At 62.3% G+C, this 23,009-nt stretch carries 20 protein-coding genes; 15 read left to right on the forward strand and 5 right to left on the reverse strand.

Features of this window, described 5'->3' with window-relative positions; all coding sequences use genetic code 11:
• Window positions 1-29: 29 nt before the first annotated feature.
• The gene (locus GR183_RS07880; protein WP_160775068.1) at window positions 30-608 is read right to left on the reverse strand and encodes an LPS assembly lipoprotein LptE; all 579 of its coding nucleotides are present in this window, start codon (window positions 606-608) and stop codon (window positions 30-32) included.
• Complete coding sequence (leuS, locus tag GR183_RS07885; RefSeq protein WP_160775069.1) at window positions 595-3,207, reverse strand: leucine--tRNA ligase; 2,613 nt, start codon at window positions 3,205-3,207, stop codon at window positions 595-597. The genes GR183_RS07880 and leuS overlap by 14 nt, the downstream gene beginning before the upstream one ends.
• 171 nt (window positions 3,208-3,378) lie before the next feature.
• On the opposite strand from leuS, the gene GR183_RS07890 reads away from it, so the two are divergent.
• The 5 genes from GR183_RS07890 to rimM all read left to right on the forward strand — a co-directional run bounded on the left by GR183_RS07890 (window position 3,379) and on the right by rimM (window position 7,474).
• Window positions 3,379-4,056, forward strand: coding sequence for a YggS family pyridoxal phosphate-dependent enzyme (locus GR183_RS07890; RefSeq protein ID WP_160775070.1), 678 nt, complete (start codon window positions 3,379-3,381; stop codon window positions 4,054-4,056).
• Between the two features lie 278 nt (window positions 4,057-4,334).
• Window positions 4,335-5,873, forward strand: coding sequence for a signal recognition particle protein (gene ffh / locus GR183_RS07895; protein ID WP_160775071.1), 1,539 nt, complete (start codon window positions 4,335-4,337; stop codon window positions 5,871-5,873).
• A complete protein-coding gene (locus GR183_RS07900; protein WP_160775072.1) occupies window positions 5,870-6,187 on the forward strand; it encodes a chorismate mutase in 318 nt (105 codons plus the stop codon). Before ffh ends, GR183_RS07900 begins: the two co-directional genes overlap by 4 nt.
• 33 nt (window positions 6,188-6,220) lie before the next feature.
• Window positions 6,221-6,625: a 30S ribosomal protein S16 gene (rpsP, locus tag GR183_RS07905; protein ID WP_160775073.1), complete on the forward strand. Its 405-nt coding sequence runs from the start codon at window positions 6,221-6,223 to the stop codon at window positions 6,623-6,625.
• Window positions 6,626-6,937: 312 nt separating this feature from the next.
• Window positions 6,938-7,474 (forward strand): ribosome maturation factor RimM, encoded by a 537-nt coding sequence (rimM, locus tag GR183_RS07910; RefSeq protein WP_160775074.1) that lies wholly within the window; start codon window positions 6,938-6,940, stop codon window positions 7,472-7,474.
• Here rimM and GR183_RS07915 read toward each other — a convergent pair.
• Window positions 7,441-7,905 (reverse strand): VanZ family protein, encoded by a 465-nt coding sequence (locus tag GR183_RS07915; protein ID WP_160775075.1) that lies wholly within the window; start codon window positions 7,903-7,905, stop codon window positions 7,441-7,443. The two genes, rimM and GR183_RS07915, sit on opposite strands and share 34 nt — an antisense overlap.
• Window positions 7,906-8,007: 102 nt before the next feature.
• Here GR183_RS07915 and trmD point away from each other — a divergent pair, with 102 nt between their 5' ends.
• The 6 genes from trmD to GR183_RS07940 all read left to right on the forward strand — a co-directional run bounded on the left by trmD (window position 8,008) and on the right by GR183_RS07940 (window position 13,802).
• Window positions 8,008-8,709 (forward strand): tRNA (guanosine(37)-N1)-methyltransferase TrmD, encoded by a 702-nt coding sequence (gene trmD, locus GR183_RS07920; protein ID WP_160775076.1) that lies wholly within the window; start codon window positions 8,008-8,010, stop codon window positions 8,707-8,709.
• 237 nt (window positions 8,710-8,946) lie between these two features.
• The gene (gene rplS / locus GR183_RS07925) at window positions 8,947-9,438 is read left to right on the forward strand and encodes a 50S ribosomal protein L19 (protein WP_160775077.1); all 492 of its coding nucleotides are present in this window, start codon (window positions 8,947-8,949) and stop codon (window positions 9,436-9,438) included.
• 192 nt (window positions 9,439-9,630) lie between these two features.
• Entirely contained in the window at window positions 9,631-9,762 is a 132-nt protein-coding gene (locus tag GR183_RS22170) for a hypothetical protein (RefSeq protein WP_260513541.1), read from the forward strand.
• Between the two features lie 76 nt (window positions 9,763-9,838).
• Entirely contained in the window at window positions 9,839-11,251 is a 1,413-nt protein-coding gene (leuC, locus tag GR183_RS07930; protein WP_160775078.1) for a 3-isopropylmalate dehydratase large subunit, read from the forward strand.
• A gap of 333 nt (window positions 11,252-11,584) precedes the next feature.
• Window positions 11,585-12,157 (forward strand): HNH endonuclease, encoded by a 573-nt coding sequence (locus GR183_RS07935; protein WP_202395907.1) that lies wholly within the window; start codon window positions 11,585-11,587, stop codon window positions 12,155-12,157.
• A gap of 292 nt (window positions 12,158-12,449) precedes the next feature.
• Complete coding sequence (locus GR183_RS07940) at window positions 12,450-13,802, forward strand: pilus assembly protein TadG-related protein (protein WP_160775080.1); 1,353 nt, start codon at window positions 12,450-12,452, stop codon at window positions 13,800-13,802.
• Window positions 13,803-13,877: 75 nt separating this feature from the next.
• Here GR183_RS07940 and acs read toward each other — a convergent pair whose 3' ends face one another.
• Entirely contained in the window at window positions 13,878-15,815 is a 1,938-nt protein-coding gene (gene acs / locus GR183_RS07945) for an acetate--CoA ligase (protein WP_160775081.1), read from the reverse strand.
• Window positions 15,816-17,129: 1,314 nt separating this feature from the next.
• On the opposite strand from acs, the gene GR183_RS07950 reads away from it, so the two are divergent.
• Window positions 17,130-18,506, forward strand: coding sequence for a D-alanyl-D-alanine carboxypeptidase family protein (locus GR183_RS07950; protein WP_202395908.1), 1,377 nt, complete (start codon window positions 17,130-17,132; stop codon window positions 18,504-18,506).
• A gap of 31 nt (window positions 18,507-18,537) precedes the next feature.
• Window positions 18,538-19,695, forward strand: a complete 1,158-nt coding sequence (locus GR183_RS07955; protein WP_160775083.1) for a CobW family GTP-binding protein — start codon at window positions 18,538-18,540, stop codon at window positions 19,693-19,695.
• A 46-nt stretch (window positions 19,696-19,741) separates the two neighbouring features.
• Here GR183_RS07955 and tesB read toward each other — a convergent pair whose 3' ends face one another.
• Window positions 19,742-20,638, reverse strand: a complete 897-nt coding sequence (gene tesB / locus GR183_RS07960; RefSeq protein ID WP_160775084.1) for an acyl-CoA thioesterase II — start codon at window positions 20,636-20,638, stop codon at window positions 19,742-19,744.
• Between the two features lie 130 nt (window positions 20,639-20,768).
• Here tesB and GR183_RS07965 point away from each other — a divergent pair, with 130 nt between their 5' ends.
• On the forward strand, window positions 20,769-22,013 hold the full coding sequence (locus GR183_RS07965) for a ubiquinone biosynthesis hydroxylase (RefSeq protein ID WP_160775085.1): 1,245 nt from the start codon (window positions 20,769-20,771) through the stop codon (window positions 22,011-22,013).
• Window positions 22,013-22,912 carry an SDR family NAD(P)-dependent oxidoreductase gene (locus GR183_RS07970; protein WP_160775086.1) on the forward strand — a complete coding sequence of 300 codons (900 nt, stop codon included), beginning with the start codon at window positions 22,013-22,015 and terminating at the stop codon, window positions 22,910-22,912. The genes GR183_RS07965 and GR183_RS07970 overlap by 1 nt, the downstream gene beginning before the upstream one ends.
• Window positions 22,913-23,009 lie beyond the last annotated feature (97 nt).

A 23,009-nucleotide genomic window follows, 5' to 3' on the forward strand; every position in this document is an offset into this window, starting at 1 on the left:
TTCCCGTTGGAACCCCGCTGGATTGGGTTTCAGCCTTGCTTTTGCTCGGTGAAATAGCCGGCAAGCCGTGTCTGGATGTCGCCCGCGATTACCTTGGCGGCACGGTCGTCCGCGTCTCTTTCGGCGCGAAGGTTTGCGAAACGCTGGCTGGAAAAGTCGTAGCTCGCGGTCGCGAAGGCGCGTCCTGTCGTCAGCGTGCGGTCGGTTTCATATTCCGACAGCACGAAGGATGCGTTTAGCGTGACCGAATAGGAGGCCGGCACGTCCTTGAGGCGTTGCACGCCAACCGCGTTTCGCTGCCGGTCGAGGATAACCCGCAGCCGGTAACGCGGCGCTTCGCCGCGTCCCCCGCGCCGGAAGCCGAACAACATCTCGTTGCGCAGCACCTGCCCGATGCGCTTCAGGTCTTCGGTATTGGTGCTGTCGATCCGCTCGATCTCTATGGCCGCAAGGTCGCTTGCGACCGGTGACTGCGAACCGACGGACCATGTTCCGTAAAGCGGCTGCACCCGGCAGCCCGCCAGCGCGAGGCCGGTTGCACCGAGGATGAGGCTCACGGACCGCCGACGCGACGGATCGAAGGAGCGGTCTCGCTTAGATGACGACATTGACGATCCTTGCTGGCACGACGATGACCTTTCTTGGCGGCTTGCCGTCGAGGAGACGGGCGACCGCGTCGAGCGACAGAGTAGCCGCTTCGATCTCCTCTTTGGAAGCCTCTCTTGCCACCGTCACGTCGGCGCGTTTCTTTCCGTTCACCTGCACCGGCAAGGTGATCGTGTCTTCCACAAGCAGGCTTTCGTCGACCTCGGGCCAGCCGGATGTTGAAAGCAGACCTTCGCCGCCAAGCGTTTCCCAGCAGCTTTCGGCAAGATGGGGCGTCATTGGCGCCATCATCCGCACTAGGTATTCCGCGCCTTCGCGAACGGCATAGGACAGATCCACCGGCGGGTCTTGCTGCTGCTGCGCCTTGGCAAGCGTGTTGACGAGTTCGTAGAGCCGTGCGACCGCGCGGTTGAAGGCAAGCTTCTCGATATCGTCGGAAACGGCCTTCAGCGTCTTGTGCGTCGCGCGCCGGATCTCCATTGCCGCATCGCTGAAGTTAGCCGGCTTGTTAGTTGCCGCCGGCATCTTATCAACGATCTCTCCCGTCATCCGCCAGACGCGCTGGACGAAGCGCCAGGCGCCCTGCACGCCGTCTTCCGTCCACTCCACGTCGCGCTCGGGCGGGCTGTCGGAAAGCATGAACCAGCGTGCTGTGTCGGCGCCGTAGGTCTCGATGATGTCCGTCGGGTCGACCGTATTCTTCTTCGACTTCGACATCTTCTCGATTGGGCCGACGGTCACTTCCGATCCGTCTTTTTCAAGGAAGGCATGGCGCTTGCCGTCACGCTCCTCCACCCGGACTTCGGCCGGTGATATCCAGGCGCCGTCGGCACCCTTGTAGGTTTCATGGGTGACCATGCCTTGCGTGAACAGGCCCTTGAAAGGCTCGGTCACGCCGAGATGCCCCGTCTTTTTCATCGCGCGTGCGAAAAAGCGGGAATAGAGGAGGTGCAGGATCGCATGCTCGATACCGCCGATGTACTGGTCGACGGGCAGCCAGGCATCGGCGGCTTCCTTGTCCGTCGGCTCGTTGTTCCGCGGGTCGGTGAAGCGCGCGAAATACCAGGACGAGTCTACGAAAGTGTCCATCGTGTCCGTTTCTCGCACGGCGTCCTTGCCGCATTTCGGGCAGGCGACATGCTTCCACGTCGGGTGCCGGTCGAGCGGATTGCCCGGCTTGTCGAAGTTGATATCGTCGGGAAGCTTAACCGGCAAACTATCCTTCGGCACCGGCAGCGTTCCGCAGGCCTCGCAATGGATCACGGGGATCGGGCAGCCCCAGTAGCGCTGGCGGGAAATGCCCCAGTCACGCAATCTAAAGTTGACCTCACGCACGCCTTGCGGATTGTTGCCGACGGTCTGCGCCTCAAGCCGTTTCGCGATCGCCTCCTTCGCGTCCGGCACGTTCATGCCGTCCATGAAGTCGGAATTGAAGATCGTGCCGTCGCCGACATAGGCCTCGTCGCCGATTTCGAAGGCCGCCGGGTCGGCGTCCTTCGGCAGGACCACGGGCTTGACCGGCAGGCCGTATTTGCGCGCGAAGTCGAGGTCGCGCTGATCGTGCGCCGGGCAGGCGAAGATCGCGCCCGTGCCGTATCCCATCAGGATGAAATTGGCGACATAGACCGGAAGTTCGATGGTCTCGTCGAGCGGATGCTTCACCTTCAGGCCGGTGTCGTAACCGCGCTTTTCGGCCTTTTCGATAGCTTCTTCGGAGGTGCCAAGGTGGTGGCACTCCTCGATGAAGGCGGCAAGCTCCGGATCCTTCTCGGCAAGGGCCAGCGAAATCGGGTGGTCCGGCGAAAGTCCCATGAAGGACGCGCCGTAGAGCGTGTCGGGCCGCGTGGTGAAGATTTCCAGCGCCGTTTCGCCGGAAGGCGCGGGCGAGACGAACTCGAAGGTTATGCGCAAGCCTTCAGAACGGCCGATCCAGTTGCGCTGCATGAGGCGCACCTTGTCCGGCCAGCGGTCCAGCGTGTCGATGGCTTCAAGAAGCTCCTCGGCATAGTCGGTGATGCGCAGGAACCACTGCGTCAGCTCGCGCTGCTCGACCACCGCGCCGGAGCGCCAGCCGCGCCCGTCGATCACCTGCTCGTTGGCAAGCACGGTCATGTCGACCGGGTCCCAGTTCACCTTCGACTTGCGCCGGTCGACGAGGCCCGCCTCCAGGAAGTCCAGGAACAGGCGCTGCTGCTGCGCATAATACTCCGGATCGCAGGTGGCGAACTCGCGGCTCCAGTCCAGCGAAAGTCCCATGATCTTGAGCTGGCCGCGCATGGTGGCGATGTTTTCGTAGGTCCAGTCCTTGGGGTGGACCTTGTTCTGCATGGCCGCGTTTTCGGCCGGCATGCCGAAGGCGTCCCAGCCCATGGGGTGCAGCACGTTGAAGCCGCGCGCGCGCTTGTAGCGCGCCACCACGTCGCCCATGGTGTAGTTGCGTACGTGGCCCATGTGGATGCGGCCCGATGGGTAGGGAAACATCTCTAGCACGTAGTATTTCGGCTGCGGATCGTCGTTCCGCGTAACGAAGACCTGATTTTCGTCCCAGACTTTTTGCCAGCGCGCTTCCGCTTCGCGGGCGTTGTAACGTTCCGTCGCCATCGATTTCGCCGTTCCAGATTTTCTTGTTCGTTCGAACAGGATAGCTTTGCGCGGACTGTCACCAGAAATAGCCGCGCCGGTCAACCGCGAACACGCGGAATTCGCGAGCTCCGGTTGCCGTCCGTTCGACAAGCGTCTACCTATCCGCAAAAGCACGGGACCGGAATATCCATGAGCGAAACCGCAGCCGACCGCCTCTCCGAAATATGGGCCAGGATCGCCGCCGCCGAAAAGGAAGCGCGCAGGACGCCGGGCTCGGTGGAGCTTGTGGCGGTCTCCAAGACCTTCGAGGCGGAAGATATCCGCCCGGTGATCGAGGCGGGCCAGAACGTCTTCGGCGAAAATCGCGTCCAGGAGGCGCAGAAGAAGTGGCCGGGCCTGAAGGCCGACTATCCGGATGTGGAACTGCACCTGATCGGCCCCTTGCAGTCCAACAAGGCGAAGGATGCGGTGGAGCTTTTCGACGCGATCCATTCGATCGACCGGGAAAAGATCGCCCGCGCGGTCAAGGACGAGATGGAGAAGCAAGACAAGCGTCTGCGGCTTTTCATCCAGGTCAACACGGGCGAGGAGCCGCAGAAGGCCGGCGTCATGCCCGGTGAGGTCGATGATTTCGTGAAGTTTTGCCGGAACGATCTCGGCCTTTCGGTCGAGGGCCTCATGGCGATCCCGCCGTTCGAGGAGGCGCCGGGCCCTCATTTCGCTCTTCTGCAGAAGATGGCCGACCGTAACGGTCTTCTCGGCCTTTCCATGGGCATGTCGGGCGACTTCGAAACGGCGATTTCGTTCGGCGCGACGCATGTGCGGGTCGGCTCGGCGATTTTCGGCGCGCGGGATTATTCGGGCTGACCCTGCAAGCCGGCGATTGGCGCGGAATTCCTTGACTCCTCCCCCGTTCCCGCTTATCACCCCGGCACTCCTTGACAGGATGCGACATTGCGATCCGCCGCCCGGGCCCCGAAAAGGTATAAAGAGAGCCCGGAGGTTACCACCCGACAGCGCGTTGCGCCCTCGGGTGTTTTTCTGCTTTGCGCGGTCGCTGGCGTTTTTCGCCGTCATGCCTATCTGGAGGGGATGAAAGTGCCGCAAGCGCTTGAATCTCGATACCCAATCCTGAAAGGGCCACCATGTTCGAAAGTCTGTCCGATCGCCTGAGCGGAGTGCTCGACAAGCTCACCAAGCGCGGTGCCTTGTCGGAATCCGACGTATCGGAAGCGATGCGCGAGGTTCGCCGCGCGCTGATCGAGGCGGATGTCGCGCTGCCCGTTGTCCGCTCCTTCACGGACAAGGTGAAGAACCGCGCCGTCGGCCAGGAAGTCCTGAAGTCGGTCACCCCCGGCCAGCAGGTCGTGAAAATCGTCCACGACCAGCTCGTCGAAATGCTCGGCTCCGACGCCAAGCCGATCGATCTGGATGCGCCGGCGCCCGTTTGCATCATGATGGTTGGTCTCCAGGGCTCGGGCAAGACGACGACCACGGGCAAGATCGCCCGCCGGCTGACGGAGCGCGACAGGCGCAAGGTGCTGATGGCCTCGCTCGACACGCGCCGCCCGGCCGCGCAGGAGCAGCTGAAGGTCCTTGGCGAGCAGAACGGCGTGGACACTCTGCCGATCATCGCCGGCCAGACGCCGGTGCAGATCGCGAACCGCGCCATGACGGCGGCAAAGCTCGGCGGCTACGATGTGGTGATGCTGGATACCGCCGGCCGCATCCACATCGACGAGCCGCTGATGGTGGAGATGGCGGAGGTCAGGAAGGCCTCCAATCCGCATGAGATCCTGCTCGTCGCGGATGCGCTCACCGGTCAGGACGCGGTCAATCTCGCTACGGCCTTCGACGAGCGTGTCGGCATCACCGGCATCGTGCTGACCCGCATGGATGGTGACGGGCGCGGCGGTGCCGCCCTTTCCATGCGCGCGGTCACCGGCAAGCCGGTCAAGCTCATCGGCACGGGCGAAAAGGCGGACGCGCTTGAGGAGTTCCATCCCTCGCGTATCGCGGACCGTATCCTCGGCATGGGCGACATCGTCTCGCTGGTGGAAAAGGCCGCGCAGGAATTCGACGCCGACAAGGCGGCCAAGATGGCCGCCAAGATGAAGAAAGGATCCTTCGACCTGGAGGATCTGGCCGAGCAGCTCAAGCAGATGGAAAAGCTCGGCGGCATGTCCGGCATCATGGGCATGATGCCGGGTGTCGGGAAGATCAAGAAGCAGCTCGACGCCGCCAACCTGGACGACAAGGTCGTCAAGCGCCAGGTAGCCATCATCCAGTCGATGACGCCTGCCGAGCGCCGCCGGCCCGAACTCATGAAGGCCAGCCGCAAGAAGCGCGTCGCCCGTGGCTCGGGCGTGGATGTCGCCGACGTCAACAAGCTTCTCAAGATGCACCGCCAGATGGCGGACATGATGAAGCAGATGGGCAAGGGCAAGGGCCTCTTCGGCAAGCTTATGGGCGGCATGGGCGGCGGCATGCCGCAGGTCGACCCGAAGGAGATCGAAAAGCTCGCCAAGTCGGGCCAGCTTCCGGGCGGAATGCCCGGTGGTGGCGGTCTGCCGGGCGGCTTTCCGGGCGCGGGCCTGCCGTCTGGCGGCATGCCGGGGCTTCCGGGTCTGGGCGGGGCGAAAATGCCCGGCCTTCCCGGATTGGGGAAAGGGAAGAAGAAATGAGCACCAACGCCGAGACCCAACTCGGCCCGGACAATCCGGCGCTCGAAGAACTCAGGGAATTGCGCGGCTCGATCGACAATATCGACGCTGCTCTCGTGCATATGCTGGCCGAAAGGTTCCGCTGCACGCAGCGCGTCGGCGTCCTGAAAGCCACCCACAATCTTCCGCCGGCCGACCCGGCACGGGAGGAACGGCAGATCGAACGCCTTCGCGATCTCGCGCACAAGGCCAATCTCGATCCCGATTTCGCCGAAAAATTCCTCAACTTCATCGTCAAGGAAGTCATTCGGCATCACGAAGCCATTCGCCGCTGATCGGCGAACCGCCATTTAACAGGAGTAGACAAAATGGCTCTCAAGATCCGTCTCGCACGGGGTGGCGCGAAGAAGCGCCCGTATTACCGCATTGTCGTTGCCGATGAGCGTGCGCCGCGCGACGGCCGCTTCATCGAGCGTCTGGGCACCTACAACCCGATGCTGTCGAAGGATGACGAAAAACGCGTCGAGCTTAACCTGGAGCGCATTCAGCACTGGATCGGCCATGGCGCGCAGCCGACCGACCGTGTCCTGCGTTTCCTCGATGCCGCGGGCGTGCTGAAGCGCGAGCCGCGCAACAACCCGCAGAAGGCGGAGCTCGGCCAGAAGGCCAAGGAGCGCCTGGAAGAAAAGCGCCAGAAGGCTGAAGACGCGGCTGCCGCTGCCGAGGAAGCTGCCGCCGAACCTGCGGCCTCCGAGGAAGCCGCTGCGGAATAGGGTCTATTGGGATTCAGGATTTGGAGCGTGGTATGAATGAAAATCGTTCAGCTTCAGGAGCAGGACTGCCGGAAGGGCCTCCCCCTTTCAAGGTCCTGCGACGCAAAGATGGGCGATTTTCGTCATATCCCTTCGGGACGCGGCGGATTTCGGCTCTGAATGCGTTGAAGAGCCCTTGTGGTGGAATACACCACTGCGGTCACTTCGCCTGTTCAGATTCGAAATCCGTCACGCGCCACGCCCGAAACCTGATTTCCAACAGACCCTAACCTGCGATGCGGCGCCGGTTTCTTTTAGAGGGAACGTCCGGGCATGAGTAAAGCAAGTGCCCGGATCGCCATCGCGCGCATCGGCGCCGCCCACGGCATTCGGGGCGAAGTGCGGATCAAGCCCTATGGGGATGATCCGCTTGCCCTTGCCGACTACGGGCCGCTTTCCACGAAAGATGGCTCGAAGAGCTTCGAAATTCTGGGCCTTCGCCCGCAGAAGTCCGTCGTCATCGCCCGTCTGAAGGGCGTGAACGACCGCAATGCGGCGGAGGCGCTGAACGGCGTGGAACTCTATGTCGCGCGGGACGCGCTTCCCGAACCCGAAGAGGAAGACGAGTTCTACCATGCCGATCTGATCGGCTTGGCAGCGGTCGATACCGGTGGCGCCGAACTCGGCACTATCGCGACGGTGCCCAATTTCGGCGCGGGCGATCTTCTTGAGATTGCGCCGAAGGGCGGCCGCTCGTTCTATGTTCCCTTCACGCGCGAATTCGTGCCGACGGTCGACATCGCCTCGGGCCGCGTCGTCGTCGCCCTGCCGGATGGCTATCTGTCCGAAAGCGATGAAGACAGAGCCTGACTTCCAGGCATATCTGCGATGGTGTTGCCGGTTGCGGCGGCTTTCACTTCGGAACGGACAAGCGCGATCGCGACGGCAACGGCGGCAATGCCGATGGTATTGGCGCCCGCATCAAGCATGGAAGCGTGATGATGCGGCAAGACACCTTGTATCCCTTCCCCGATCAGCCCGAGGATGAGGACCGTGATCGCGGAAACGCGCAGCCTGCAGGAAAACAGGGCGTGAATCGCGAGCGTCAGAAGCCCGAAGAACAGGATGTGCTGCACCTTGTCGTAGGGTTGGTCGAAACCGGCGTTGAAGACAAGGCCCATGCAGATCCCATAGACAGCTAGTGCCGCTGCAGGAAGCGCGCGCCACGGCGTTGGCTTAAATCCGAGCTGGCGAAGCCATGCGCTGATGGTGTGATGTTTTTCTTCGCGTGCCGACTGCACAATTGGGCCTTTCGGAATTTGGCTGGATATTTAAAGTGCTGCCGAATTCCTTAAGGTCCCGTTTCAAATTCGTTTTCGGGTCGTTCTGACAGGATCGCTGAAATGCCGTTTGCCGCCACCGTGCTGACGCTTTATCCGGACATGTTTCCAGGTCCGCTCGGCCACAGCCTGTCGGGCCGGGCGCTGGAAAAGGAGATCTGGAGCCTGGAAACGGTTCAGATCCGGGATTTCGCGGCTGACAAGCATCGCAGTGTCGACGATACGCCTGCGGGTGGCGGCGCGGGCATGGTCCTGCGGCCGGATATTCTGGCAAAGGCTATCGATCATGCGAGCCCGGTATCCGACAACCGCCCGAGGCTGCTCATGTCTCCGCGCGGGCGTCCGCTCGATCAGGCCTATGTGCGTCGGTTGAGCGAGGGGCCGGGCGCGGTGATCGTCTGCGGCCGTTTCGAAGGCGTGGACGAGCGTGTGATCGAGGCGCGAAATCTCATTGAGGTTTCAATCGGAGATTACGTGCTTTCAGGCGGCGAGCTTGGCGCCATGGTGCTGCTCGACGCGGTGGTGCGCATTCTGCCGGGTGTGATGGGCAATCGGGAGAGCGGCGAGAGCGAAAGTTTCGAGACGGGTCTTCTCGAGCACCCGCAATATACCAGGCCGCAGGATTTCGAGGGCAAGGCGATCCCCGAAATCCTGACCTCCGGCGATCACGGCAGGATCGCGGCGTGGCGCAAGGCGCGTGCGGAAGAGATCACGCGGGCCCGCCGCCCGGATCTTTACCGCAGCTACCGTGAAGAAGAAGAATAAGCGCGCATTTTCTGCCATTTTGGGCATGACATTTGGCGGCAGTTGGGTTATCACCCTCGCCGAAACGGGTTCGGATGTGGGCCGCGTGGCGTTTTCTTGTGCCCCGCCGGCTGATCGATCGGACCGATGGATACCGATAAATTCAGGCATTCAGCCATAAAATCCGGTGAATTCGCCCCTGCGGCCTGACCGTATGCGGACGCTCTGACCGGTCGAAGAACCGAGAAGGTAAGAGCCATGAACATCATCGATCAGCTCAACGCCGAGGAAATGGCGAAGATTGATTCCATCCGCAAGCTGCCGGATTTCTCTCCGGGCGACACGCTGCGGGTGAATGTGAAGGTTACGGAAGGCAACCGCACCCGTACCCAGGCTTTCGAGGGCGTATGCATCGCGCGTTCGGGCGCCGGTTTCGACGAGAACTTCACCGTCCGCAAGATTTCCTATGGCGAAGGCGTGGAGCGTGTTTTCCCGGTCTTCTCGCCGCTCGTGGAAGGTGTCGAGGTTGTCCGTCGCGGTAAGGTTCGCCGCGCGAAGCTTTATTACCTGCGCAGCCGCCGCGGCAAGTCCGCGCGTATCGCCGAGGCGACCAACGTGCGCGCCCGCCGTCTCAACGACGCGACGAAGGCCGAGGTTGCTGCCGCCAAGGCTGCGCTTGAGGCCGAAAAGGCCGCTGCCAGGGAAGCGGCTGCCGCCGAGGCCGCGGCTGCGGAGGCAAGCGCCGAATAAGATCGGCGCGCGTCCATAGCGCATTTGCTTTTCGAGTGATGATGAGGCGGCCCCACGGGTCGCCTTATTCGTATCTGCGGGCGGCTGAAATTGGCTGCCGTGCTTGACCGGCGGGACGTTTCTGCGTCATTGAATGCGGCATATTCTTTTCTGACTGAATGGAACGGCGGGCCAATGTGCTGGACGGCTGAAATGGGGACGAAACGGGACGCGGGCGTAATGGCCGCTCCGCTTCGCCGCGTCGTCCTTCAGGATCGCCGCCGCCTGCCCTGGCGCTTTCACGCCCGCCTCAGCGCTGCGCACGGCCTGCAATACGGCATCTGACGCCGTCCACCCCGGCCTGCTGCTCCTTGACGCGAAGTGAGCGCGGCCTATCCCTACAGAATTCAGGAGACATCCGATGAGCAAGCCAAAAACGCTTTACGACAAGATCTTCGACGCCCATGTCGTCGACACCCAGGAAGACGGCACGAGCCTTCTTTATATCGACCGCCATCTCGTTCACGAGGTGACGAGCCCGCAGGCCTTCGAGGGGCTTCGCATGTCGGGTCGCAAGGTGCGCCAGCCCGGCCGCACGCTCGCCGTCGTCGACCATAACGTGCCGACGACCGACCGTTCGCACGGCATCGACGATCCGGAAAGCGCGCTGCAGGTTCAAACGCTCGCCAACAATGCCGGCGAGTTCGATATCGAGTACTACAACGAGACCGACAAGCGTCAGGGTATCGTTCACATCGTCGGCCCGGAACAGGGCTTCACCCTGCCCGGCATGACGATCGTCTGCGGCGACAGCCACACCTCCACCCATGGCGCTTTCGGCGCGCTGGCGCATGGCATCGGCACGTCCGAGGTGGAACATGTTCTCGCCACCCAGACGCTGATCCAGCGCAAGGCGAAGAACATGCGCGTCGTCGTCGACGGCAAGCTGCCGGAAGGCGTCACCGCGAAGGACATCATCCTCGCCATCATCGGCGAGATCGGCACCGCGGGCGGCACGGGCCATGTGATCGAATATGCGGGCGAGGCGATCCGCGCGCTGTCGGTGGAAGGCCGCATGACGGTCTGCAACATGTCGATCGAGGGTGGCGCGCGCGCCGGCCTCATCGCGCCGGACGAAAAGACCTATGCCTATCTGGAGGGCCGTCCGAAGGCGCCGAAGGGCGAGGCCTGGGAGATGGCGAAGGCCTATTGGCAGACGCTGTTTTCCGACGAGGGCGCTGTCTTCGACAAGGAAATCCGCCTCGATGCGGCGAACCTTCCGCCGATCGTCACCTGGGGCTCTTCTCCGGAAGATGTCGTTTCCGTCACCGGCGTCGTGCCCGACCCCGATCAGATCGAGGACGAGAATCGCCGCGCGTCGAAGCATCGCGCGCTGAAGTACATGGGCCTGACGGCCGGTACGAAGATCACCGATATCGCGCTCGACAAGGTCTTCATCGGTTCCTGCACCAATGGCCGCATCGAGGATCTGCGCGAGGCGGCGAAGGTGATCGAGGGGCGCCGCGTCGCGGAAACCGTCGATGCCATGGTGGTTCCCGGTTCCGGCCTCGTGAAGGAGCAGGCCGAGGCCGAGGGCCTCGACAAGGTCTTCAAGGACGCGGGTTTCGACTGGCGTGAGCCGGGCTGCTCCATGTGCCTTGCCATGAATGCGGACAAGTTGAAGCCGGGCGAGCGTTGCGCGTCGACCTCGAACCGCAATTTCGAGGGCCGCCAGGGCTTCAAGGGGCGCACCCATCTGGTCTCGCCGGCCATGGCGGCGGCGGCGGCTATCGCCGGGCACTTCGTCGATATCCGCGAGTGGGATCGCGGCTGAACGCGGGTGCGGACTGGCCGGTGATTCGTTTTCGCCGTCGGCACTGGCCCGCAAATCATGAAACAAATCGTGAAGGGCGTCCGAGAGGGCGCCCTTTTCTTTTGCCGAATAAACATCCGATCCGGCTGGAAAGCCGGCTTCGGCCGCCAAATCAATGGCTTTGCCGGCTTTCTGGAGATCCGGGCGCCAGTGCGGGGCGTATGCCTTGGTGCGAGTAATGGCTTCACAAGAGTGTCACCATCGCTCTACAATATGCGTGCAACTCATCAAGGTGGATCCTGAGACCGGCCTTTTTCGCGACCTGGCCGATCGAGATCGGGCCTTCGAACCGGCATGAGGAGCTATGGAGTGAACGTCGCGCTTTCTCCAGGCGCCCACCCGGCGCTGGTGCTTAACGCGGACTACAGACCGCTAAGCTACTATCCGCTGTCGCTCTGGTCGTGGCAGGACGCCGTCAAGGCTGTGTTTCTCGACCGGGTCAACATCGTCTCCGAATACGATGTGGTCGCCCGAAGTCCGAGTTCCGAATTCCGGCTGCCCAGCGTCGTTTCCCTGCGAAGTTTCATCAAGCCTTCCCGCCACCCCGCGTTCACGCGGTTCAACGTCTTTCTTCGTGACAGGTTCCAGTGCCAGTATTGCGGCACGCGAGAGGACCTGACTTTCGATCATCTGGTTCCCCGTTCCCGTGGCGGCCAGACCACCTGGCAGAACGTGATAACCGCCTGCAGCCCTTGCAATCTTCGCAAGGCCAACAAGTCCTGCTCGGACATCAACATGTGGCCCCGCCATATGCCGTTTGCGCCCACGGTTCACGACCTTCACAACAACGGCCGGTTGTTTCCGCCGAACTACCTGCACGACAGCTGGCTTGACTTCCTTTATTGGGATACCGAACTCGAGCCGTAACCCCAAGTTTCTTTTATTCGGTTAATTGTTCTTAAACCCTTTCAGAAGAATTGGCTTCCGCAGCGCCAGTTCTTAACACTTTTCGGCCGCGATAATGGCATTCTACCAGCAATGGCAATGTAACGTTGTCGGATCATCAAGCGTTCGGCTGTTTTTGTCTGTACGCATACAAGTTGATCCTTTGTAGTGTGTTGGCGTCTTTCTCGCTTCTGGGTTGCGAAGGGCGCCGGGGCTGGAGAAATAAGTCATGTCTTGGCGGAAAAAAGCTGACGGATGGAACGGAGCCAGGGGAGTGTTCCTCAGGTTCCGGCGAGACAGGCGCGGCGGCGTTCTTCCCCTTTTCGGTCTCGTCTTCATCATCACCACTGTCATGGTCGGCGCGGCCATCGATATCGGCAGGGCGGTGAACCAGAAGCGGTCGTTGGCGCGCGGCCTCGACGCGGCCATGCTTGCGGTTGCGCGCGAGCTTTCGGTCAAAAACATGACGGCCGCGGAAGTCCAGCAATATGTCGATGAGTTCTATCAGGATTTCTTCGACGCGAACTCCGAGAAATCGTCGGGAAGCGACGCGAAGATCTTTCTCGACCCGCCGGTGATCGATACGGAAAAGCGTCAGATAGACGTTTCCGCCCGCACGGAAATTCCGACGTATTTCATCAGCATCGCCGGCATCGGTCCCGAAAAGCTGACGATGAGCGTCAGCGCCCAGGCCACCTACCCCAAGAGCGTCGAGATCGCCATGGTCGTCGACGTGACCGGTTCCATGGCCTCCAGCGGCAAGATCGACGCGTTGCGCGATGCGGCGACGGATTTCGTCAACATCCTGATTCCGCCGGAAGCCGCGGCGGCCAACGAAAAGGTGCGCATTGCGCTAGTGCCCTACAGCACGGGCGTGAATATCGGCACGGCACGCGCGACCCTTGCGACCGGCGGCTGGAACGCGTCTCGCGAATCGTTCGAATACTGCGCGTCCGAGCGTGGCGGCCCGCAGGCTGCCACCGACGCGAGCTACGCGACAGCGCCCGTCGGGCCGGGCACGGTTCGTTCGGGCTGGAAGAAGGGATACCGCAAGAGCGGCTCAAGCCTTTACTCGAGCTCGGACTATATCTGCCCTGAATCCCCCCTGCTGCCGCTGACGCTCGATCCGGGCGGCGCGGGCGTGTCGGGCTCGCTCCTGCACACGATCAACAATCTGCAGGCCAAGGGCTATACGGCCGGCGCGACGGGCATCACCTGGGGCTGGTATGCCCTTTCGGAGAACTGGTCTTCGCTCTGGCCGGCCGACAGCAAGCCGGCGGCCAACTCCGACGAGCGCGTGCTGAAATACCTGATCGTGATGACGGATGGCGATTTCAACACGATCTTCGGTCCGACGACGCACTACGGCACGGACTATGACTGGATGGCGCAGAACAACTCCTACGAAGCCCGCCAGCGTGCCCTCGCCCTGTGCGATTCGATCAAACAGAACACGTATATCCGCGTCATCACGATCGGTTTCCAGATCGGCAGCACGCAGAAGGCGATGATGCAGGATTGCGCGACATCCGCGAAGGACTACCACAACGCAGAAAACAACGCCGAGCTGCGCGAGAAGTTCCAGAAGATCGCGCTGCAGATCAAGAAGACCTATCTGTCGCGTTGATCGGTCAGGCGTTTCGTGGATTGAAAAAGGGGCCGGATGGCCCCTTTTTCATTTTGCCGGTGGCGTGATAACCGCTCAGTGCTTGTTCTGGCGGTTATCGATCAGGTCGTCGACGACTGCCGGGTCGGCCAGCGTCGAGGTGTCGCCCAGGTTCTCGAAGCTGTCTTCGGCGATCTTGCGCAGGATGCGGCGCATGATCTTGCCGGAGCGCGTCTTCGGCAGGCCGGGCGCGAACTGGATGAGGTCGGGAGAAGCGATCGGGCCGATGTCCTTGCGCACCCAGTCGCGCAGCTCCTTCTTCAGTTCGTCCGTCGGTTCCTCGCCGGCCATCAGCGTCACATAGACGTAGATGCCCTGCCCCTTCAGGTCGTGCGGATAGCCGACGACGGCGGCTTCCGAAACCTTCGGGTGGGCGACGAGAGAGGATTCCACCTCCGCCGTGCCCATGCGGTGGCCGGAAACGTTGATCACGTCGTCCACGCGGCCGGTGATCCAGTAGTAACCGTCCTCGTCGCGCCGGCAGCCGTCGCCGGAGAAATACATCCCCTTGTAGGCGGAGAAATACGTCTGCACGAAGCGCTCGTGATCGCCGTAGACGGTGCGCATCTGCCCCGGCCAGCTGTCGAGCAGCACGAGGTTGCCCTCCGTCGCGCCTTCCAGGATCTTGCCTTCTGCGTCGACGAGCGCCGGCTGCACGCCGAAGAAGGGCCGCGTCGCGGAGCCAGGCTTCAGCGCGGTAGCGCCCGGCAGCGGCGTGATCAGGATGCCGCCGGTTTCCGTCTGCCACCACGTGTCGACGATCGGGCACCGCCCCTTGCCGATGTTGTCGTGATACCAGTTCCAGGCTTCGGGGTTGATCGGCTCTCCCACGGTGCCCAGCACCCGAAGCGTGTCGAGGGATGCTTTCTCGACATGCTCGAGACCAGCCCCCATCAGCGAGCGGATCGCCGTCGGCGCGGTGTAGAAGATGTTGACCTTGTGCTTGTCGCACACGTCCCAGAAGCGCGAGGGCGAGGGATAGGTAGGAATGCCCTCGAACATCAGCGTCGTAGCGCCGTTCGCCAGCGGGCCGTAGACGATGTAGGAGTGCCCGGTCACCCAGCCCACGTCCGCCGTGCACCAGTAGATTTCGCCGTCGTGATAGTCGAAGACGTATTGGTGCGTCATGGACGCGTAGACGAGATAGCCGCCGGTGGTGTGCAGCACGCCCTTCGGCTGTCCCGTGGAGCCTGAGGTGTAGAGGATGAAGAGCGGGTCTTCCGCGTTCATCTCCACAGGTTCGCAGTGGTCGGAAACGCGGTCTGCCTCCTCGTGGTACCAGACGTCGCGTCCGTCCTTCATGGCGATGTCGCCGCCGGTACGCTTCACAACGACGACCTTGTCGACGCTCAAGCCTGCCACGGCCTTGTCCACATTGGCTTTCAGCGGAACTTTTCGTCCGCCGCGCAGGCCCTCGTCCGCGGTGATCACCACCTTGGAGTCACAGCCCGAAATGCGCTGGGCAAGGCTGTCGGGCGAAAAGCCGCCGAAGACGATGGAATGGACCGCGCCGATGCGCGCGCACGCGAGCATCGAATAGGCGGCCTCGGGGATCATCGGCAGGTAGATGGTTACCCGGTCGCCCTTCTTCACCCCGCAGGCGTGCAGCACATTGGCGAATTTGTTCACCTCGTGGTGCAGTTCCTTGTAGGTGATGACCTTGTGCTCGCTCGGGTCGTCGCCTTCCCAGATGATCGCGGGCTGGTCTCCGCGCGTGGCCACATGCCGGTCCACGCAGTTGGCGGAAACGTTCAGCGTGCCGTCCTCGAACCACTTGATCGAGACGTTATGCGGGTCGTAGGAGGTGTTCTTGACCTTGGTGAAAGGCTTGATCCAGTCGACGCGCTTGCCGTGCTCGCCCCAGAAGCCTTCCGGATCGCTCACCGAGCGCTGGTACATCTCCAGGTACTTTTCATTGTCGATAAGCGCATTGGCGGCAATTTCGGCCGGCACCGGATAGACAGTCTCGGACATGGCTTTCCTCCCGATTGGGTTTTGATCGGCTAGAAGCGTTGTCTTCTCGTCCGGATCGAACCTTCCCGAACGGAATTCGCTTTGGGATCCATCAAATCACGGCAGCCGGCAAACCTCCACACCGCCTTCGTGAAATCGCCGCGCATTATGCTGATCGGGCCCGGCGCCGTCCATAAGGCATTGATCGAACTTTCGTAGTCTTAGACAAAGCACTTACGACGAAGGTTTGGGTGGGTAATTTTTCAAACGACATTGCCGTATTTCGCATGTCATTCAGGGATGCGCCGTACCACTCCTGTCATCCCGGACGCGATGCAGCATGTAATGCTGCTTCGCAGAGCCGGGACCTCGTGCCACACGCCGTGCCCTCTCGTCATGCTATGCGCCCGTGCCCTCTCCTCCGTCACCCCGGCCCGCGTGCGCGTCAGCGCATCGCGAGAGCCGGGGCCCAGCGCATCAGTCGCGCGCTAGCGCGTCTTTGAAATATTGTGCTGGCTTCGCCCGCGACAGATATCCGGGTGCCGGATCGGCGGTCAGCATTTCACGGCGTATTCTTGTCGCCTACGCGCGACGCGCTTCGGCGGAATACGCATGCTTCCCTTGTCCGGCATGACGGCTGAGAGCGCGGCAGACGCTAACCTCTCTTGCGTCCACACGCTTCAGCTTTCTCGCATCACTCCTGTCATTCCGGACGCGCTGCAGCACGAAGTGATGCCGCGCAGAGCCGGAATCTCGCTCCTCACGCTGTGCCCTCTTCTTCATCATTCGCTGGCTTGATCCGCGCACGCATCGGCGGTCGCCGCTTGCCGCAGGCGCTTTAGTGGATCGCCGGGTCTGGGCCCGGCGAAGACGAAGGAAAGGCAGTGCTTCTCTCCTGAAAGATTCGGTCTGCCTTTCTTTAGGGAGACCGCGTGGTTCTCAGGCTCCACGCTCTCAGCTCGTCATACGCGGGCTTGACCCGCGTATCCATTAGAGCAGGCCGATTCCACGAAAGGTCTGAAGTCGTTATCGCCCTTGCTTGTTGCACTGTGACCGAACCATCTCTCGAGTCTGGGCAATGGCGGGGCGTGCGAGAGTGGTGCATCAAGCCCTCGCAGATGTCCCAACCGGCCAGGATCAGGCGCTTCTTGAAAGCAGCCCCGCTCCCCTTCCCCGCGCATTCCTTTGCAAAATCCCCCCTCTTTCGGTTACAGATAGGGGCGAGACGTCGGGACCATCCGCAATTTTGCAAAGGTCGGCGAGGAAATCGTGCTGGGCGTATCCATGTTCCAAGGTGCTTTCGGGCGCCGGCTTTTGGGCCGGGCGCCTTTCTTTATGTCGCTTGCGCTAAGTGCCGCGCTGCTTGCCGCCCCGGCCCGCCCGGCGCTGGCGGATGTGGCCTCCTGGATCGTTTTCGATGCCGAAAGCGGGCGCATCCTCGATGAAAAGGATGCGACAAGGCAGTGGTATCCGGCTTCCATCACCAAGCTGATGACGGCCTATGTCACCTTCAAGGCGATCCGCGAAGGCCGGGCCAGCATGCAGTCGGTCGTGACCGTTACCAAGAACGCCGCCGCCGAGCCGCCGAGCAAGATGGGCTTCAGGCCCGGCACGAAGCTGACGGTCGAAAACGCGCTGAAGATGGTGCTCGTCAAATCGGCGAACGATATCGCCGTCGCGCTGGGCGAGGCGATCGGCGGCACGGAATCCGGCTTCATCGTGCTGATGAACCAGGAAGCGAGCCGCATGGGCCTGTCGGCGACGCATTTCGTCAATCCGCACGGGCTTCCCGACAACAGGCAGGTCTCCTCGGCGCGCGATCTTGGCGTGCTGGCGCGCCGGCTCTGGCTGGATTTCCCGGAGTATCGCGGGCTATACGGCCATGCGGGCCTGAAATTCGGCAAGAAGACGTTGCGCTCGGCCAATCGCGAGTTCCTCATGCGCGTTCGCGGCGCCAATGGCCTAAAGACCGGCTACATCTGCAACTCCGGCTTCAATGTCGCCGTTTCGGCCACAAGGCGCGGGCGCACCGTCATGGCCGTCATTCTGGGTGCCGGTTCGGGGCTGGAGCGTCTTGCCCATTCGCGCGAACTTATCGAAAAGGGGTTCGATACGCGCGGGCGCGGGTCGATCGAGGATTTGAAAGGCATATCGCAAAAGCCGCCGCAGGATGGCTATTGCAAGTCCAATCCGCGTCCTTCGGCTGAAGAGCTCGTGGCTCGTTACGGCAAGAACGACAAGAAGCCCTCCGCGATCCTTTCCTACAACGGCAGGCTGGAGGGCTCGTCCGGACGCATCATCCCCGGCGTCAACGTTTCTCGCGAGCCTGCGAAGGCCGACGTGCCGAAGAAGGGCAACAAGATCGACTGGGGGCAACTCATGGAAGATCTGGCGGGTCCTCGACTCGTTGCCTACAACACGATCCCGGTATCGATCGGCGTTCCGAGGGATGCGGCCGCGATCGCGGCGCCCGCGATAACGGTGGTGCCTGTCGCGAAGCCTGGCCGGCTGCGGGAAGCGACAGGGGAAGCGTCGCAGGACGCGCCCGAGAAAATCGCGAAATCCGCAAGCCCCGGCGCGATCCTGACCAGCGAAGGGGCCGACGAAGGCTCGGACGATGATGACGCCGGCGAAGCGAAACCCGGCGCGATCTTCAAGGGCACGCTTGCGCCCAACGCGCCGCTGCCGATCCTGAAGCCCAAGTCGCCTTGAAATCGCCTCTCCACTCGGAAACTCGTATTCCATGACTGAAAACGATGCGGGCCGTCGTGGCCCGAAGCCGCCCATTCCGCTCACCGTGATCACCGGGTTTCTGGGTGCCGGCAAGACGACGCTCCTGAACCGGCTTCTCAAGGATCCGGCGATGGCGGATACCGCAGTCGTCATCAACGAATTCGGTGAAATCGGGCTCGATCACCTGCTGGTCGAGGGCTCGGGCGAGGGGATCGTCGAGCTTTCGTCAGGCTGCCTGTGCTGCACCATCCGCGGCGATCTGGTTACGACCCTTGAAGACTTGTTGCGTGGTCTCGACAACGGGCGGATCGCGCGGCTCGACCGGGTCGTTATCGAAACGACCGGCCTTGCCGATCCGGCGCCCATCCTCCACACGATCATGCTGCATCCCTATCTGAGCCTTAGATATCGGCTTGATGGTGTGGTGACGCTGGTCGACGCGATCAACGGCAACGCGACGCTCGATGCCCACGAGGAAGCCTTGCGCCAGGCCGCGGTGGCGGACCGGATCGTTCTCACAAAGACGGATCTGATCGAATCGGATGCGCAACGTTCCGAATTCGACGGGTTTCTGGTCCGTCTCGCCACGCTCAATCCGGGCGCGAAGCGCCTGGAGGCGTCGGCAGGCGAAGCCGTTGCGGCCAATCTGCTCGGCACCGGCCTTTACGACCCCGAAAGCAAGATCCCCGATGTCGCCCGCTGGCTGAACGAAGAGGCCTACCGCGATCGTGCGCACCACCATCATCATGGGCACGATCATTCCCATGACGTGAACCGGCATGACGACCGCATCCGCGCCTTCACGCTTTCGACGTCGAAGCCGATCCAGGCGTCGGCGCTGGAAATGTTTCTCGATCTCATGCGCTCGGCCCACGGGCCGAAGCTCCTTCGCGTCAAGGGTGTCGTTCGGATCGCGGAGGACCCGGATCGTCCGGTCGTTATTCACGGGGTCCAGCATGTGTTCCATCCTCCGGCGACGCTTCCCGCCTGGCCGAATGGCGACGACCGGCGAACGCGGCTCGTCTTCATAACGAGCGACCTGCCGGAAGGCTTCGTCCGCAGGATGTTCGATGCCTTTACGGGAGGTCTGGCGCCCGACACGCCGGACCGGCAGGCGATGACGGACAACCCGCTTTCCATCGGGGGTTTCTCAGGAACCTTTGACTGACCGTTTTGCCGCGAGGACGGCACGAAAGTCTTTTTCCTCGCCGCCGTTATTTGCGCACGCGGATCAGCCCTTCCTGCGCGCTGGAGGCGACCAGAAGGCCTTCCCGGGTATAGAGCGAACCCCTTGTAAACCCTCGTCCTCCGGAGGCCGAAGGGCTGTCTTCGGAGTAAAGCAGCCACTCGTCGGCGCGGAACGGGCGGTGGAACCACATGGCGTGGTCGAGGCTCGCGACCTGCAGTTTCTTGTCGAAAACGCTGGTTCCATGGGCGAAAAGCGCCGTATCCAGCAGCGTCATGTCGGATGCATAGGCCAGAACGCAGGTATGGATTCTTGCGTCGTCCGGCAGCCTGGCGCTGGCGCGAACCCACACTTTCTGGGAAGGTTCCAGCTTCTTTCGGGAAAAATAGTGAGCAAGATCAACGGGCCTGAGCTCGATCGGCCGTTCCCGCTCCCAGTAGCGGCGCACGCTCTCCGGCGCGACGGCAAGGAATTTTTCCTTCAGTTCCGTTTCGCTCGGCAGGTCTTCGGGCATGGGAACATCGCCCATGTCGATCTGGTGGTCGAGCCCTTCCTCGCGGGCGTGAAACGAGGCGGACATCGAAAAAATCGCCTTGCCGTGCTGGATTGCGACCACCCGCCGCGTGGTAAAGCTGCCGCCGTCGCGGATACGGTCGACCTCGTAGATGATCGGTACGGAAGGGTCGCCGGGGCGCATGAAATAGCCGTGCAGCGAATGCACCGGCCGTTCTTCCTCGACGGTGCGTGACGCCGCGACAAGCGCCTGGCCGATCACCTGCCCGCCGAAGACGCGCTGCCAGCCGACCTGCGGGCTCATGCCGCGGAAGAGGTTCTGCTCCAGCGGCTCGAGATCAAGGATCGCAAGTAGCCCCTCGATTGCGGAATTGCTGGTCACGACCTTTGATTCCGCACTGGAATCGTTCATGGGTAAGCCCCTATGATCCGGTGAGGTCGGCCAATGACGCCGACGGTGAAATGGTATAAGCGGAACGAGAGTTGTCCGGCACCTGACGTAAAAGTCAAGTGCGGCATGCCTCGTGAATGGAGAGTGGGACATGGCAAGTGCGCGAACGGTAAAAGGTGATGACCGTCTCGATGTCCTGATCGGCGGAGGCGGCTATGTCGGCCTGTCGCTCGCGGTCGCGCTGAAGCAGGCCGATCCCGCGATCCGGGTGGCGCTGGTCGATCTGCGCCAGCGGGCCGAAATGGAGAAGGACCCGCGTGCCTCGGCCATTATCGCTGCCGCCAGCCGCATGCTCGATCGGCTCGGCGTCTGGCAGGAAATCCTTCCCCATGCCGAACCGATCATGGAAATGATCGTAACGGATTCCAAGCTTCGCGATCTTGTTCGCCCGGTGTTTCTCACGTTCGAGGGTGAAGTCGCGCCGGGTGAGCCCTTCGCCCATATGGTGCCGAACGGGAAGATGGTCGCAAGCCTTGCCGATCGCGCGGCGAGCCTGGGCGTCGAGATCGTCGCGCCCGATGCGGTGACCGATTTTCGCAACGTCGACGCCGGTGTTGAAGTGACCCTGCGGTCCGGAAAAACGCTGCGCTCGAGCCTTCTCGTCGCCGCCGACGGCGTGCGTTCGCGCCTGCGCGACCTTGCCGGCATCCAGACCGTGAAATGGGAATACGGCCAGGCCGGCATCGTCACGACCGTTTCCCATAAACGGCCGCATATGGGGCGCGCGGAAGAGCATTTCCTGCCCTCCGGCCCCTTCGCGATCCTGCCGCTGAAGGACAACAGGTCTTCGCTCGTGTGGACGGAAACCCAAGAGGAGGCCGAAAAGCTCGTCAAGGGCGATGAATTCACCTTCGAGCTGGAGCTAGAACGGCGCTTTGGCCATCATCTTGGCGAAATCAAGCTGGCCGGCCCGCGTCATGCCTATCCGCTTGGCCTGACCCTCGCGCGATCCTTCGTGAAGCCGCGCTTCGCGCTCGCGGGCGATGCGGCGCACGGAATTCACCCGATTTCGGGCCAGGGCCTCAACCTCGGGTTCAAGGATGTCGCGGCCCTTGCGGAAGTGCTGATCGAGGCGCGCCGCTTGGGTCAGGATATCGGGGCACTCGACGTGTTGGAAAAATACGAGCGCTGGCGACGCTTCGACACGTTCCGCATGGGCGTGGTGACCGATGTGCTCAACCGGCTGTTTTCCAACGATAGCGATGCCTTGCGCGCGGTGCGTGATGTCGGCCTCGGCCTTGTCGACCGCATGCCGTTCGTAAAGCGTTTCTTCATCCGTCAGGCAGCAGGGCTTACGGGTGAAATGCCGCGGCTTCTGGCAGGCGAGCCGATCTGATGGCAACGCGCGGCAGGCCAGAGGGTGCTGCGCATCAGCCATCGCCGGACCGTCCCCGCCGCGTGGTGCTCATAACCGGATGTTCTTCGGGAATAGGCCAGACCGCCGCCCATGCCCTGCGCGGGCGCGACTGGTGGGTCTTCCCGACCGCGCGCAAGTGGCAGGATGTTGAGAGGCTGCGCGAAAAGGGGTTTGAAGCCTTTCGCCTGGACTATGAAGACGAAACGACGATCGCGGATACGGCCGAGGCCGTTCTCGAGCGTACGGGCGGGCGGATCGACGGGCTTTTCAACAACGGGGCCTATGCCATTCCAGGCGCTATCGAGGATCTCCCGACATCGGCGCTGCGGGAACTGTTCGAGGCGAATTTCATCGGCTGGCACGATCTGACGCGCCGCGTCCTTCCCGCTATGCGCAGACAGCGCAGCGGCAGGATCGTGCAATGCTCGTCGATCCTGGGTTTCATCGCCATGCCCTATCGCGGGGCCTATAATGCGTCGAAATTCGCGCTCGAAGGCTATTCGGATACCTTGCGCCTCGAACTGGCGGGCACGGGCATTCATGTTTCGTTGATCGAACCGGGGCCGATCGCCACGAAATTCACCGAGAACGCCATGGCGAACTTCCACCGCGTCATCGGGAAGGCGGGAATGGATGTTTCGCCTTATCGGGCGGCCTATGAAAGGCGTCTGGAACGCATGGCAGCCGGCGAACCGTCGCGTTTCAAGCTCGAACCGCAAGCGGTTGCGAAATCGCTCATACATGCGCTTGAGGCCCCTTATCCGCGGGCGCGGTATCGCATCACCATTCCAACGCACGCAATGTCGGTTGCCCGGCGGCTTTCCTCCACGCGTCTTCTCGACCGGCTGCTCTTGCGGGCATCCGATTCCGAGGAATAAGTCACGCGCGGCGGCTCGAAGCAATTGCCCGGACCCGCTTCATGCGCATATGAGGAAGAGTGGGCCGGACCACCGTGAAATGCCTGCTGGCTGCCGG

Source organism: Stappia sediminis (genome assembly GCF_009826895.1).
GTDB classification, from domain to species: domain Bacteria; phylum Pseudomonadota; class Alphaproteobacteria; order Rhizobiales; family Stappiaceae; genus Hongsoonwoonella; species Hongsoonwoonella sediminis.

What these genes read in the sequence shown, in the direction of transcription:
- GR183_RS07880 (WP_160775068.1), bottom strand. Translation starts at nt 608, where the DNA reads ATGTCGTCATCTAAGCGAGACCGCTCCTTCGATCCGTCGCGTCGGCGG.
- leuS (WP_160775069.1), bottom strand. Translation starts at nt 3,207, where the DNA reads ATGGCGACGGAACGTTACAACGCCCGCGAAGCGGAAGCGCGCTGGCAA.
- GR183_RS07890 (WP_160775070.1), top strand. Translation starts at nt 3,379, where the DNA reads ATGAGCGAAACCGCAGCCGACCGCCTCTCCGAAATATGGGCCAGGATC.
- ffh (WP_160775071.1), top strand. Translation starts at nt 4,335, where the DNA reads ATGTTCGAAAGTCTGTCCGATCGCCTGAGCGGAGTGCTCGACAAGCTC.
- GR183_RS07900 (WP_160775072.1), top strand. Translation starts at nt 5,870, where the DNA reads ATGAGCACCAACGCCGAGACCCAACTCGGCCCGGACAATCCGGCGCTC.
- rpsP (WP_160775073.1), top strand. Translation starts at nt 6,221, where the DNA reads ATGGCTCTCAAGATCCGTCTCGCACGGGGTGGCGCGAAGAAGCGCCCG.
- rimM (WP_160775074.1), top strand. Translation starts at nt 6,938, where the DNA reads ATGAGTAAAGCAAGTGCCCGGATCGCCATCGCGCGCATCGGCGCCGCC.
- trmD (WP_160775076.1), top strand. Translation starts at nt 8,008, where the DNA reads ATGCCGTTTGCCGCCACCGTGCTGACGCTTTATCCGGACATGTTTCCA.
- rplS (WP_160775077.1), top strand. Translation starts at nt 8,947, where the DNA reads ATGAACATCATCGATCAGCTCAACGCCGAGGAAATGGCGAAGATTGAT.
- GR183_RS22170 (WP_260513541.1), top strand. Translation starts at nt 9,631, where the DNA reads ATGGGGACGAAACGGGACGCGGGCGTAATGGCCGCTCCGCTTCGCCGC.
- leuC (WP_160775078.1), top strand. Translation starts at nt 9,839, where the DNA reads ATGAGCAAGCCAAAAACGCTTTACGACAAGATCTTCGACGCCCATGTC.
- GR183_RS07935 (WP_202395907.1), top strand. Translation starts at nt 11,585, where the DNA reads ATGAGGAGCTATGGAGTGAACGTCGCGCTTTCTCCAGGCGCCCACCCG.
- acs (WP_160775081.1), bottom strand. Translation starts at nt 15,815, where the DNA reads ATGTCCGAGACTGTCTATCCGGTGCCGGCCGAAATTGCCGCCAATGCG.
- GR183_RS07950 (WP_202395908.1), top strand. Translation starts at nt 17,130, where the DNA reads ATGTCGCTTGCGCTAAGTGCCGCGCTGCTTGCCGCCCCGGCCCGCCCG.
- GR183_RS07955 (WP_160775083.1), top strand. Translation starts at nt 18,538, where the DNA reads ATGACTGAAAACGATGCGGGCCGTCGTGGCCCGAAGCCGCCCATTCCG.
- tesB (WP_160775084.1), bottom strand. Translation starts at nt 20,638, where the DNA reads ATGAACGATTCCAGTGCGGAATCAAAGGTCGTGACCAGCAATTCCGCA.
- GR183_RS07965 (WP_160775085.1), top strand. Translation starts at nt 20,769, where the DNA reads ATGGCAAGTGCGCGAACGGTAAAAGGTGATGACCGTCTCGATGTCCTG.
- GR183_RS07970 (WP_160775086.1), top strand. Translation starts at nt 22,013, where the DNA reads ATGGCAACGCGCGGCAGGCCAGAGGGTGCTGCGCATCAGCCATCGCCG.